Origin of the sequence: Pseudomonas sp. JQ170C (assembly GCF_035581345.1) — a bacterium.
Taxonomy (GTDB): domain Bacteria; phylum Pseudomonadota; class Gammaproteobacteria; order Pseudomonadales; family Pseudomonadaceae; genus Aquipseudomonas.
In genome coordinates this window covers 2,792,741-2,805,641 of record NZ_CP141608.1, presented here as the reverse complement: position 1 = coordinate 2,805,641, position 12,901 = coordinate 2,792,741, and the positions used below count along the sequence as shown (strand labels likewise).

General features: G+C 64.2%; 12 protein-coding genes. 7 read left to right on the top strand and 5 right to left on the bottom strand.

Annotated features, from left to right (window positions below; genetic code table 11):
- Positions 1–3 precede the first annotated feature (3 nt).
- Together U9R80_RS12995 and U9R80_RS12990 are read right to left on the bottom strand one after the other, a co-directional pair.
- Positions 4–1,173 (bottom strand): DUF1624 domain-containing protein, encoded by a 1,170-nt coding sequence (locus U9R80_RS12995; RefSeq protein ID WP_324805105.1) that lies wholly within the window; start codon positions 1,171–1,173, stop codon positions 4–6.
- 48 nt (positions 1,174–1,221) lie between these two features.
- A complete protein-coding gene (locus U9R80_RS12990; RefSeq protein WP_301837944.1) occupies positions 1,222–2,223 on the bottom strand; it encodes a bile acid:sodium symporter family protein in 1,002 nt (333 codons plus the stop codon).
- A 79-nt stretch (positions 2,224–2,302) separates the two neighbouring features.
- Between U9R80_RS12990 and U9R80_RS12985 the strand changes: the two genes are divergently transcribed.
- On the top strand, positions 2,303–3,145 hold the full coding sequence (locus U9R80_RS12985; protein WP_301837945.1) for an AraC family transcriptional regulator: 843 nt from the start codon (positions 2,303–2,305) through the stop codon (positions 3,143–3,145).
- Positions 3,132–4,301: a class C beta-lactamase gene (gene ampC / locus U9R80_RS12980; protein WP_301837946.1), complete on the top strand. Its 1,170-nt coding sequence runs from the start codon at positions 3,132–3,134 to the stop codon at positions 4,299–4,301. The genes U9R80_RS12985 and ampC overlap by 14 nt, the downstream gene beginning before the upstream one ends.
- A gap of 4 nt (positions 4,302–4,305) precedes the next feature.
- On the opposite strand, the gene U9R80_RS12975 is transcribed toward ampC, so the two are convergent.
- Positions 4,306–4,929 carry a glutathione S-transferase family protein gene (locus U9R80_RS12975; RefSeq protein ID WP_301837948.1) on the bottom strand — a complete coding sequence of 208 codons (624 nt, stop codon included), beginning with the start codon at positions 4,927–4,929 and terminating at the stop codon, positions 4,306–4,308.
- Positions 4,930–5,151: 222 nt separating this feature from the next.
- On the opposite strand from U9R80_RS12975, the gene ppnN reads away from it, so the two are divergent.
- The 4 genes from ppnN (at position 5,152) to U9R80_RS12955 (ending at position 8,238) form a co-directional block, all read left to right on the top strand.
- Complete coding sequence (gene ppnN / locus U9R80_RS12970) at positions 5,152–6,525, top strand: nucleotide 5'-monophosphate nucleosidase PpnN (protein ID WP_301837949.1); 1,374 nt, start codon at positions 5,152–5,154, stop codon at positions 6,523–6,525.
- A gap of 176 nt (positions 6,526–6,701) precedes the next feature.
- Complete coding sequence (locus U9R80_RS12965) at positions 6,702–7,385, top strand: TIGR04211 family SH3 domain-containing protein (RefSeq protein WP_301837950.1); 684 nt, start codon at positions 6,702–6,704, stop codon at positions 7,383–7,385.
- 95 nt (positions 7,386–7,480) lie between these two features.
- The gene (locus U9R80_RS12960) at positions 7,481–8,002 is read left to right on the top strand and encodes a methylated-DNA--[protein]-cysteine S-methyltransferase (RefSeq protein WP_301837951.1); all 522 of its coding nucleotides are present in this window, start codon (positions 7,481–7,483) and stop codon (positions 8,000–8,002) included.
- Positions 7,999–8,238, top strand: a complete 240-nt coding sequence (locus U9R80_RS12955) for an Ada metal-binding domain-containing protein (RefSeq protein WP_301837952.1) — start codon at positions 7,999–8,001, stop codon at positions 8,236–8,238. Before U9R80_RS12960 ends, U9R80_RS12955 begins: the two co-directional genes overlap by 4 nt.
- On the opposite strand, the gene dsdC is transcribed toward U9R80_RS12955, so the two are convergent.
- Entirely contained in the window at positions 8,199–9,161 is a 963-nt protein-coding gene (dsdC, locus tag U9R80_RS12950) for a DNA-binding transcriptional regulator DsdC (protein WP_301837954.1), read from the bottom strand. The genes U9R80_RS12955 and dsdC overlap by 40 nt on opposite strands.
- 2 nt (positions 9,162–9,163) lie before the next feature.
- Positions 9,164–10,516, bottom strand: coding sequence for a D-serine ammonia-lyase (gene dsdA, locus U9R80_RS12945; RefSeq protein WP_301837957.1), 1,353 nt, complete (start codon positions 10,514–10,516; stop codon positions 9,164–9,166).
- A gap of 179 nt (positions 10,517–10,695) precedes the next feature.
- Here dsdA and fusA point away from each other — a divergent pair, with 179 nt between their 5' ends.
- Positions 10,696–12,801, top strand: a complete 2,106-nt coding sequence (gene fusA, locus U9R80_RS12940) for an elongation factor G (protein WP_301837958.1) — start codon at positions 10,696–10,698, stop codon at positions 12,799–12,801.
- Positions 12,802–12,901 lie beyond the last annotated feature (100 nt).

Genomic DNA, 12,901 nt, shown 5'->3' with positions numbered 1-12,901 from the left:
GGCTCAAAAGTACTTGAGCCAGGCGATGTCTCGACGTCGCTGTTTCAGCGCTGCGAACCAGCGCGTCGGGGCATACAGCAGCAGCGCCAGCACCAGGCTGCAGAGCCATACGGCGCTGACCTGCTCGAAACCAAAGTACTGCCCCTGGTTCAGGCCCCACACGGCCACGGCCACCAGATACAGGGCCTTGAGTACATACAGGTGCAGCAGGTAGAAGAACATCGGTGCGGCGCCGAACAGCGCCAGCACCGGCACCCAGCGCCGGGCCTGGTAGCGCTCGAGTAGCGCCAGCAGCACCAGGCACATTCCCAGGGTGGGCAGCAGGAACATCAACGAAGGCGGGTATTTGCGCGCGCTGAGAAAACTCATGGTGGTGCGCACGGCATCGCCCGTGGCCACCCAGGGCTGCTCGCCGTAGCCATTGAGCAGGCGCAGGGCGACAAACGCCACCAGCAAACCCAACCCCCACCCTGTCAGCCGCGCCAGGCGGCGTCTGGCGTCCCTGGTTTGCGCAAACCAGGGGCCAATCCCCCAGCCCAGCAGAATCACGCCGATCCAGGGCAATACCGGGTAGGTGGTGCGCGCGCGGGTAACGCCCAGGTCGATGAAGTCGCGCTGGTGCAGGATCGCCCAGGGTGCGAACCAGGGTGAATCGGGGGCCAGTACAAGCGCATCGAGCAAGTTGTGCCCGCCCACGATCACGGCGCCTATCAGCAGCAACGCCGCGCGCGGCAGATGCAAGGCCGCCGCCAGCGCAATCATGCACACGCCGATGCACCAGATCACCTGCAGCCACAGGGTCTGCGGCAGCAAGGTGCCATTCCAGGCCAGGTTGACCAGGGTCAGCTCCAGCAGCACCAGAAACACCCCGCGCTTGAGCAAAAACCGCGAGGTGTCGGCACGGCTGTGCTTCTGGCTGTAGAGCCAGGCCGACAGGCCGGTCAGGAAGATGAACACCGGGGCGCACAGGGCACTGAGCAAACGGGTGAAGAACAGCTCGGGGGCGATTGTCAGCGCGTCCATGGGATCGCTGACCTGGCGGTGCAGGAAGAACGTCTCGCGCACGTGGTCGAGCAACATGAACAACATCACCAGGCCGCGCAAGGCGTCGATCGACTGCAGACGGGAGTGGCTGGGGGGCATACGCAGGCTCACGGTAAAGGGTAACGGCATAATGTAACACTATATCGTTACCGCTTTACCTGTCCGTACACCGTTGCCTTACACCAAAGGTTGATCCGCCTGCGCGGCAGACGGCACATCCTTGCGGGCGGCGTAGCGCTGGGCCAGGACCGCGCAGACCATCAGTTGGATCTGGTGGAAGATCATCAAGGGCAGGATCATCGCGCCAATGCCGCCGCCGACGAACAGCACCTGGGCCATGGGCACGCCGGTGGCCATGCTCTTTTTCGAGCCGGCAAACAGGATGGTAATGCGGTCTTCGACACTGAACCCCAGCCACCGCCCCAGCGCGGCCGTGCACCACAGCACCAGCGCCAGCAACAGGCAACAGACCAGCACCAGGCCAGCCAGACGCGCCGGCGCCACCGAATGCCACAGACCGCTGACCACCGCATCGCTGAAGGCGGTGTAGACCACCAGCAGGATCGACCCCTGATCGACGATTTTCAGCCAGCGTGCGTTGCGCGCCACCCAATGGCCGATCCAGCGCCGCGCCAGTTGCCCGGCAACAAAGGGCACCAGCAACTGCAGGACAATCTTGAGCACCGCATCCAGGCTTGAGCCGGTATCACCCTCCACGCCCATCAACAGCACCACCAGCAACGGCGTCAGGGCAATACCGAGCAAACTGGAGGCCGCCGCGCTGCAAATGGCGGCCGGCACGTTGCCGCGGGCCAGCGAGGTAAAGGCAATGGCCGACTGCACCGTCGCCGGCAAGGCGCAGAGGTAGAGCACACCCAGGTACAGCTCATCACCCACCAGCGGCAACAACAGCGGCTTGAGCGCCATGCCCAGCAGCGGAAACATCACGAACGTGCAGGCAAATACCAGCACATGCAGGCGCCAGTGCCCGGCGCCGGCCGCCACCGCCTCGCGAGACAATTTGGCGCCGTGAAGGAAGAACAGCAGGCCGATGGCAAGGTTGGTCAGGCCGCCGAACAGCACGGCGCCCGTGCCTTCGCAGGGCAACAGGGTGGCTATGAGGATCACCCCGAGCAGGGCCAGGGTGAAATTGTCGAACAACATCCGCAGGTACTTCATGGTCGATCCTGACTTGTTATTGTGGCGCGGCAGACGATAAGGTCTGCGCCCATTCTTCACTAACGCCAGAACCCCTGCAGTGTCGCCAAACGGACAACCCATCCAGCCCGAGCCCCAGGCCCTCGAACACCTGACCGAGCTGCCGCGCCCGGTCTACGGCCATCGCCAGACGCTGCCGAACATCGCCCTGGGCTACCGCCACGCGCACCCCTGGGGGCAGTTGTCCTATGCCATCGGCGGCGTGCTCGAAGTGCATACCGACGACGGTTTCTACCTTGTCCCGCCGCAGCGGGCGGTCTGGGTACCGGCACAGGTCCCGCACCGCGTCAGCTGCGCCGACGATACCCGCCTGCGCAGCCTCTACCTGGAACACGCGCCCAGCGCCTGGTCGAGCACCCGCTGCCGGGTGCTCGCGATCAATCCCCTGTTGCGCGAGTTGATCCGCACCTTCAGCGAACTGCCGGTCCATTACGATCCCCAGGGGGCCGATGGCCGCCTGGTGCAGGTACTGGTCGATCAACTGCAAGTCGCCGCAGAGCAGCAACTGATGCTGCCCCTGCCCCACGACAGCCGCCTGCGCGCCCTGTGTGCTCACCTTCAGGCACAGCCTGACGCGCCGACCGGGCTCAACGACTGGGCATTGCGCGAGGGTGTTTCGGAAAAGACCCTGAGCCGCCTGTTCCAGCGCGAGACCGGCCTGAGTTTTCGCCACTGGCGCCAGCGCATGCGCCTGTTGAGCGCGCTGCCGGCGCTGGAGCGCGGCGAACGGGTAACCGATGTTGCCCTGGCCTGCGGCTACGATTCACTGTCGGCGTTCATTGCAGCCTTCGGCAAACAGTTCGGTTTGCCGCCGGGGGCGTTCTTTCGCGCCCAAACCACCGAAATCGCTCTACATGAGGCCTTGCCCGATGAAACACGTTAAAACCCGGGCCATCCCGGCGATCCTGGCAGCTGCCACCCTGATGCTCGGTGCAGCCCCCGCCCTGGCTGCGCCGCTCGCCGATGCCCCACTCGAATCGACCGTCAACACCATCATCCGCCCGCTGATGCAGCAACAGGGGATTGCCGGCATGGCCGTGGCGATCTCGGTAGACGGCAAACAGCATTACTTCAATTTTGGCGTTGCATCGAAGCAATCGGCTCAGCCGGTCACCCCTGAGACCCTGTTCGAGATCGGCTCGGTGAGCAAGACCTTCACCGCCACCCTGGCCGCTTACGCCCAGGCCAGCGGTGCGCTGTCGCTCAGCGATACCGCCAGCAAGCACTGGCCGGCGCTCAAGGGCACCGCGTTCGATGGCATCACCCTGCTCAACCTGGGGACCTACAGTGCGGGCGGCCTGCCCTTGCAGTTTCCCGACCCGGTCAAGACGCCGTCCGACCTGCCCGGCTATTACACCCATTGGAAAGCCGACTACGCACCCGGCACCCACCGGTTGTACTCCAACCCCAGCCTGGGCCTGTTCGGCTACCTCGCGGCCCGCAGCCTGAAGGCGCCGTTCACGGACCTCATGCAAAAGCAGCTGCTGCCACAACTGGGCCTGCAGCACACCTTCGTCCAGGTGCCCGCCGAGCAACTGGGCAACTATGCCCAGGGCTACAACAAGGACGATCAGCCCGTGCGCGTCGGCCCTGGGCCGCTGGACGCCGAAGCCTATGGCGTGAAAACCACATCGGCCGACCTGCTGCACTACCTGGAAGTGAACATGCGGCCCAAGGCCCAGAACCCGGTGCTGGAGCGCACCCTGGGGATTACCCAGACCGGCTACTACCAGGTCGGCGAGATGATTCAGGGCCTGGGCTGGGAAATGTATCGCTACCCTGTGTCCCTTGATCATCTGCTCGAGGGCAACTCGAACGACATCGCCCTGCAGCCGCAGCGGGTGACCTGGCTCAAGCCGCCCCGTGCCCCAGAGCCCGACACCTGGCTGAACAAGACCGGCTCGACCAATGGTTTTGGCGCCTATGTCGCGTTTGTACCGTCGAAGAACATCGCCATTGTGCTGCTGGCGAACAAGAACTACCCCAACGCCGAACGGGTAAAAGCGGCCCATGCGATTCTCGGCGCAGTGGGCCGTTAAGGCCTCAAGGCGTGCCGTTGCGCCCATGCAGTCGGTAGCCTTCACGCCCGTTCAAGCGGTCGTAGTAGGCCTGCACGGCGGCAAGCGGAGGATGGTCGATCGGGGTCTGGAACCAGCGATTGACCGAGAGTCCGATGGGGATGTCGGCCAGGCTGAATGCCTCGCCACTGACATACGCTCCGGTGCGCTCCAGCTGACGATCCAGAATCGTCATGGTGCGCGCCCAATTGCGACAGCCCGCCGCCAGGGCCTCAGGGTCCTGATGCGCGGGCGACTGGCGAACCCGCGAGAGAAAGGCGTAGCTCCACGCCCCATTGAGGTCGGTGGCCTGCCAGTCCATCCATTGGTCAACCCGCGCCCGCAGTTGCGGCGCGGCCGGGTACAAGTGCTCGCCGCCATAGCGGTTGGCCAGGTAGCGGATGATGCTGTTGGACTCCCACAACACAAAATCACCGTCCTGGATCACCGGCACCATGGCGTTGGGGTTGAGCGCCAGGAAGGCCGCGTCCTGGGTAGACTGGAACCCCGAGCCCCACTCTTCACGCTCGAAATCCAGGTTCAATTCCGCGCACGTCCACAACACCTTGCGCACGTTGATCGATGAAGCCTTGCCCAATATCCGCAGCATCACTCACTCCTGTGGGTTTGTTGGTCTGGATATGAGCACAAGTCGCCAGCTGGAATCCATCGTTACCGCCACTCAGGCCCGAACGGCGGCTCGAAGCCTTGCTCGCCGTCGGCTGGAAGGCTTCGAGCCGCGCTTGCGCATAAAGCCTCTCGTTGCTGCGACAATTTGTCGGTATGGTGGTATTCGGAAGATGGATGTTTACCCGCTCACAGGAAGCCTAGAATGCCCCAACGTGAAGTCATCAATGCCTCTGTAAGCCCCAAAGGCAGCCTTGAAACACTGTCTCAACGTGAAGTTCAGCAACTGAGTGAAGCCGGTTCCGGCAGCCTGTATACCCTGTTCCGCCAATGCGCCCTGGCAATTCTCAACACCGGCGCCCATGTCGATAACGCCAAGACCATCCTCGAAGCCTACAAGGACTTCGAGGTGCGTATTCACCAGCAGGATCGCGGTGTGCGCCTGGAGCTGCTCAATGCACCGGCCGACGCCTTTGTCGATGGCGAGATGATCGCCAGCACCCGCGAGATGCTGTTCAGCGCCCTGCGCGACATCGTCTACACCGAAAGCGAGCTGGCCAGCCAGCGCATCGACCTGGAAAGCTCCCAGGGCATCACCGACTACGTGTTCCACCTCCTGCGCAACGCCCGCACCCTGCGCCCGGGCGTGGAGCCGAAAATGGTGGTGTGCTGGGGCGGTCACTCGATCAGCACCGAGGAATACCAGTACACCAAGAAGGTCGGCCACGAGCTGGGCCTGCGCAAACTGGACGTCTGCACCGGCTGTGGCCCTGGCGTGATGAAGGGCCCGATGAAGGGCGCGACCATTGCCCATGCCAAGCAGCGCATGAGCGGCAGCCGCTACCTGGGCTTGACCGAGCCTGGGATCATCGCCGCCGAAGCGCCCAACCCGATCGTCAACGAGCTGGTGATCCTGCCCGATATCGAAAAGCGCCTGGAAGCCTTTGTGCGTGTCGGCCACGGCATCATCATCTTCCCCGGTGGCGCCGGTACTGCCGAAGAGTTCCTGTACCTGCTCGGCATCCTCATGCACCCGGACAACCGCGACCTGCCGTTCCCGGTCATCCTCACCGGGCCCAAGAGCGCCGAGCCGTACCTGCAACAGCTGCACGCCTTTGTCGGCGCCACCCTGGGCGAAGAGGCGCAAAGCCACTACCAGATCATCATCGACAACCCGACCGAAGTGGCCCGACAGATGGTCGAGGGGCTCAAGGAGGTCAAGCAGTTCCGTCGCGAACGCGCCGACGCCTTCCACTTCAACTGGCTGCTGAAGATCGAAGAAGGCTTCCAGCGCCCCTTCGACCCGACCCACGAGAACATGGCCAGCTTGCAGTTGCGCCGCGACCTGCCTGCCCATGAACTGGCTGCCAACCTGCGCCGGGCGTTCTCCGGGATTGTCGCCGGCAACGTCAAGGACAACGGTATCCGCCTGATCGAAGAAAAAGGCCCCTACGAAATCCACGGTGATCCGGTGGTGATGCAGCCCCTGGGCAAACTGCTGGAGGCCTTCGTTGCCCAACACCGCATGAAGCTGCCGGGGGGCGCAGAATATGTGCCCTGCTACCGCGTCGTAAGCTGACCCTTCCTGCGGTTTATTGCGGACACAGCCTGTGTCCGCAATATTTGCTGCCATTTTCCTAAACTCTTCAGTGAACCAGCCCACATAAAAGTGGTCTTTGAGCTGGCGGCTTGCGCACGCCCCTGTTCACCGGCCCAGTCAGCGGGCTTTTATTTTTATTTCACGCGAAGACCACCATGCCTATCTCCCGTCCTGCTTCTGCGGCGCTCGCCTCCCGCCCCTCCTTCTTCAACCGCCCGCGCAACAGGCTGGCCGTCGGCATGCTCGGCGCCTTGCTGAGCCTCTCTGGCGTGCTGCACGCCGAAGAAACCACCGGCAACGAGCGCTGGGTCAGTGACAGCCTGACCACCTACGTGCGCAGCGGCCCTACCGATGGCCATCGCATCGTCGGCAACCTCAAGTCCGGGCAGAAAGTCACCCTGCTCACCACCCAGGGCAACTACAGCCAGGTGCGTGGCGAGTCCGGCGATACCGTGTGGATTCCCAGCAGCGACCTGCAAAGCGTCCCCGGCCAGGCCGAGCGCGTACCGCAGTTGACCGAGCAGGTCAGCCAACTGAGCGAGAAGCTCAAGACCATCGACGACAGCTGGAAGGCCCGCGTGCAAGGGATGCAGGAAACCCTGGATTCGCGCAAGGCGCTGATCGATGAACTGGAAGCGCGCAACAAGGCGCTCAATGCCGAGCTGGCCGACACCCAGGCGGAACTGCGCAGCACCCAGGCGCGCCTGGGCGACGAGAACAAACAGGTACTGATGCGCTACATGGTGTATGGCGGCGGGATCGCCGGTGCCGGCTTGCTGATGGGCTTGATTCTGCCGGCCCTGACCCGTGGCCGTAAGCGCAATGATCGCTGGTTCTGATCGCTCGGCAATTCAACCGCAAACACCGGAGTGACGTCGCTGCGGCTTGCCCTTAATCTGCCTGGACTTATTCAGGAATGATCGAGGGTTGCACGATGTCACCCGGTGAACTGCTGCTATACCGCCTCACCCTGCCCGCCCCGATCGGCCAGGTGCTGATCGTCAGCGACGGGCACGCACTGATCGGCCTGGAGTTCGACGAGCCTGAGAAGCGCTTGCTGCGGCTGCTCCACACACGCTTCGGCAGCGGCCTCAGACTGCGCGAAACGGCGAGCCTTACGGCGTTCAGCACCCCGGTGCAGGACTATTTCGACGGCGACCTGCAAGCCCTCGACGCCCTGGTGGTTGACGCTGGCGGCACCGCCTTTCAACAGCGGGTCTGGACGGCATTGCGGCAGATCCCCCTGGGCACCACCCGCACCTACGGACAAATAGCCGCCGCCATCGCCAGCCCCACAGCGGCGCGGGCGGTGGGCCTGGCCAATGCCTTGAACCCGATCAGCCTGGCCATTCCCTGCCACCGGGTGATCGGCAGCGCCGGCGCGCTGACCGGTTATGGCGGCGGCATTGAACGCAAGCGCTGGCTGCTGGAGCATGAACGCAGGGGCTGCCCGTGAGCGGCGGACCGTGGCGGCTGTTGGGCGCCGATGGCGCCCTGTACCTGAGCGATCAACCCGGGCAACTGGGCGGGCATCGCCGCAGCAAGATCTATGGCCGCCTGGATTGCCCCTGCGCGCTACGGGCTATCGCCCGGGGCGGCTATGTGCAGCAGCGGGTGTTCTTCCTCGATGCACAGACGGCCCGCGCCGCGGGCTATCGGCCCTGCAAGGTGTGCAAGCCCGCCTGCGGCTGAGCCGCGCACGCCTGCAACCACTCGATCATCACCTTGACGCGCAGCGGTACCGGCTCGCGCGGCGGGTGTACCAGGTAGTAACCCTGCCCGGCCGTGGGCTCGAAGCCGCCCAACGGCAGTATCAGCAAGCCCTGATCAAGCAGCGGCTGTACCAACCGCTGGCGCCCCATCGCCACGCCGGCATGGTTGCTGGCAGCCAGTGCACACAGGTCGGCGCGATCAAAGGTCAGGCCAGCGCTTGGCAACTGCACCCGGTGCTGGCGGGCCCAGCGCTGCCACTCGGCATCGAAGGCTGCGTGCTCCCAGGCCAGGGCATCGTGCAACAGGGTGCAGTGGTTCAGGCGATCCGGTGCGTCGATCAGGCCGTGGCGCTCGGCATAGGCCCGGCTGCACACAGGCGCCACGTGCTCGGTCATCAACAGATGGCTGGCAAGGCCGGGAAACTCGCCGTCGCCATAGAGCAACGCCAGGTCGATATGCCGGGCGCGAAAGTCCACCGCCTCGTTGCCGGTACGAATGTCCAGGCTGATCTGCGGATAGCGCTGCTGGAAATCCGCCAGCCGCGGCACCAACCAGCACTGGGTGATCGACGGTCGCGCATACAGCGTCAATGTACCGCTGACGCTGGAGGTCGAGTCCGGTTGCAGGGCTTCCTCAAGGTCTTCCACCAGCCCCTGCACCAGCCGGTACAAGCGCTCGCCTTCCGCCGTCAGGCGTATGCGCCGGGTCAGGCGCTCGAACAGGCGCATCCCCAGCGCCCGCTCCAGGCGGGCGATGCGGTGGCTGACGGCACTGGGCGTCAGGCACAGTTCCTCGGCCGCCAGGGTAAAGCTCAGGTGCCTCGCTGCGACGGCGAAGGTATGCAGGTTGGCGAACTGCGCCCCGGTCAAGCGGGCGCTGAGGCGCGGCGGCAACGTCAGCACGGTCACTGCCCGGCCAATTCAATGCGGCCCTTGGCCAGGTAGGCGTCCATTTCCGCCCGCGGCACCATGCTGCCGCCCGTGCCCCAGACCAGATGCGTGGCCTGCGCCATGCGCGCGTCCGTGAGCCCCAGGCGCTGGCGATAGCCCTGCTGTTCCTGCAGCACCTGCACCATGCCCGGCACACCGGCCAGTGCCGATGGCTCCAGTTCATGGCCTTCGCAGGCCTGCATCTGTGCAAGCAAGCGGTACAGGGTGGCGTCGTCCACCGTGTAGTAGCCGTCGATCAGGCGCTGCATGGCCCGCCCGACAAAGCCCGAAGGTCGGCCCACGGCCAGGCCGTCGGCGGCGGTGTGGTTGTCGATGCCGAAGTCGTACACCGAGACCTCGTCATGCAGGCCGGTGTAGACACCCAGCAGCATGCACGGCGAATGCGTGGGCTCGGCAAACACGCAGTGCACCGCGTCACCGAACATCAGTTTCAGGCCGAATGCCACGCCGCCAGGCCCACCGCCTACGCCGCATGGCAAGTAGACGAACAACGGATGCTCGGCATTCACTTCGATACCCTGGGCCTGCAACTGGCGCTGCAAGCGCTCGGCGGCCACGGCGTAGCCGAGGAACAGGTTGCGTGAATTCTCGTCATCGACGAAATGACAGCGTGGATCGGCTTCGGCCTCGCGACGCCCCTGCTCCACGGCCACACTGTAGTCGGCGCTGTACTCGCGCACCTCGACCCCGTGGGCGCGCAGGCGATCCTTCTTCCATTGCCGGGCATCGGCCGACATGTGCACCGTGGCCTTGAACCCCAGGCGCGCACTGATGATGCCGATCGACAGCCCGAGGTTGCCGGTGGAGCCCACGGCAATGCTGTACTGGCTGAAAAATGCCCGTGCCGCGTCGCTGTCCAGCTTGGCGTAGTCGTCGCCCGGCTGCAGCAGGCCGCCGGCCAGGGCCAGGTCTTCGGCGTGCTTGAGCACCTCGTAGATCCCGCCACGGGCCTTGATCGACCCGGAAATCGGCAGCAGGTTATCGGCCTTGAGCCATAACGCGCCGCCTTCGGGCAACCGATGCTCGGCGCGCAACACACCCTGCAGGGCCGGCAGCGCCAGTAACGGCGATTCGATGATGCCTTGGCTCGCGCGGGTTTCGGCAAAGGCCGAGGCTATGAACGGGGCAAACCGCTGCAAGCGCGCGCTGGCCTCGCGGACGTCTTCTGCGCCCAGCGGCACATCGCCCAGGGCCTGGGCGCTGGGTGCGATGGCCGGGTTGAACCAGGCGGTTGCCTGTAACGCGACCAGGTCAGCGATCAGCGGGTGAGTCTGGCACCAGGCGTCGACAGTCTTTTCCAGCGGCATTGCGGTACTCCCTTGGCAATCGGATAGAACGATTAAGCGTCAGGCACCGGGGGCTTTACAACCGATGGTTGCTCACGGCATGGATGATCCCTGTTCAACCGTGCGCCGCCGTGCAAGCCGGCCCACTTCTGCTACCTTGGGATTACCCTCCTTCTCCGCATTTGCACAGGTGACCCCTCATGGCGCGCACCACCCCCATCGAGCTTTACCGCAACATTGGCATCGTCGCCCATGTTGATGCCGGCAAGACCACCACCACCGAACGCATCCTGTTCTACACCGGGGTCAACCACAAGATGGGCGAGGTGCACGACGGTGCCGCGACCATGGACTGGATGGCCCAGGAGCAAGAGCGCGGCATCACCATCACCTCGGCGGCGACCACGGCGTTCTGGCAGGGCTCGACCAAGCAGTTTCCCGACAAGTACCGCTTCAACATCATCGACACCCCCGGCCACGTTGACTTCACCATCGAGGTGGAACGCTCGCTGCGGGTACTCGACGGCGCGGTGGTGGTGTTCAGTGGGGCCGACGGGGTGGAGCCGCAATCGGAAACGGTCTGGCGCCAGGCCAACAAGTACCACGTACCGCGCATGGCCTACGTCAACAAGATGGACCGCCAGGGCGCCGATTTCCTCAAGGTGGTCAAGCAGATCGACCAGCGCCTGGGCCATCACCCGGTGCCGATCCAGTTGGCGATTGGAGCCGAGGAACACTTCGTCGGCCAGGTCGACCTGGTGAAGATGAAGGCCATCTACTGGAACGAAGACGACCAGGGCACCAGCTATCGCGAAGAAGACATCCCCGCCGAGATGCAGGCGCTGGCCAATGAGTGGCGCGCGCACATGATCGAGGCGGCCGCCGAGGCCAATGACGAGTTCATGGAGCTGTACCTCAACGGCCAGGAGCTGAGCAACGAACAGATCAAGGCCGGCCTGCGCCAGCGCACCCTGGCCAACGAAATTGTCCCGGCCATCTGCGGCTCCTCGTTCAAGAACAAGGGCGTGCCGCTGATGCTCGATGCAGTGATCGACTACCTGCCGGCCCCCTCGGAAATCCCGGCGATCCACGGCACCGACCCGGACGACGAAGAAAAACACCTGGAGCGCCACGCCGACGACAACGAACCGTTCTCGGCCCTGGCGTTCAAGATTGCCACCGACCCCTTTGTCGGTACCCTCACCTTCGCCCGGGTGTACTCCGGCGTACTGAGCTCGGGCAATGCCGTGCTCAACTCGGTCAAGGGCAAAAAGGAGCGGATCGGGCGCATGGTGCAAATGCACGCCAATCAACGCGCCGAAATCAAGGACGTGTGCGCCGGTGACATTGCGGCGCTGATCGGCATGAAAGACGTCACCACCGGCGACACCCTGTGCGATATCAACAAACCGATCATCCTCGAACGCATGGACTTCCCGGACCCGGTGATTTCGGTGGCGGTAGAACCCAAGACCAAGGCCGACCAGGAAAAAATGGGCATCGCCCTGAGCAAGCTGGCCCAGGAAGACCCGTCGTTCCGGGTGCGCACCGACGAAGAAACCGCGCAGACGATCATCTCCGGCATGGGCGAGCTGCACCTGGACATCATCGTCGACCGCATGCGCCGCGAGTTCGGGGTCGAGGCCAATATCGGCAAGCCCCAGGTGGCCTACCGCGAGAAAATCACCAAGACGTGCGAAATCGAAGGCAAGTTCGTGCGTCAGTCCGGCGGCCGTGGCCAGTACGGGCATTGCTGGATTCGCTTCGCCCCGGGCGAGGAAGGCAAGGAAGGCCTGGAGTTCGTCAACGAAGTGGTCGGTGGCGTGGTGCCGCGCGAGTACATCCCGGCGATCCAGAAAGGCATTGAAGAGCAGATGCAGAACGGTGTGGTGGCCGGGTATCCGCTGATTGGTTTGAAAGCGACGGTGTTCGATGGCTCGTACCATGACGTCGACTCCAACGAAATGGCCTTCAAGGTTGCCGCCTCGATGGCGACCAAACAACTGAAGGAAAAAGGCGGGGCCGTGTTGCTGGAGCCAGTGATGAAAGTCGAAGTGGTGACACCCGAGGAATACCAGGGCGACATCATGGGCGACCTGAGCCGGCGCCGCGGCATGATCCAGGATGGCGACGAGACCCCGGCAGGCAAAGTGGTACGGGCCGAAGTCCCGTTGGGCGAGATGTTCGGCTACTCCACCCAGATGCGCTCCATGACCCAGGGCCGGGCGAGCTACACCATGGAATTCACCAAATACGCCGAGGCCCCGGCGAGCATTGCCGACACCATCATCAAGAAACAAGGCTGAACGGTAGGAGCGGGCTTGCCCCGCGATAGCGATCTTCCAGTCACATCGCTATCGCGGGCCAAGCCCGCTCCTACAGACCCCGGTAATACCTTCAAGCCAA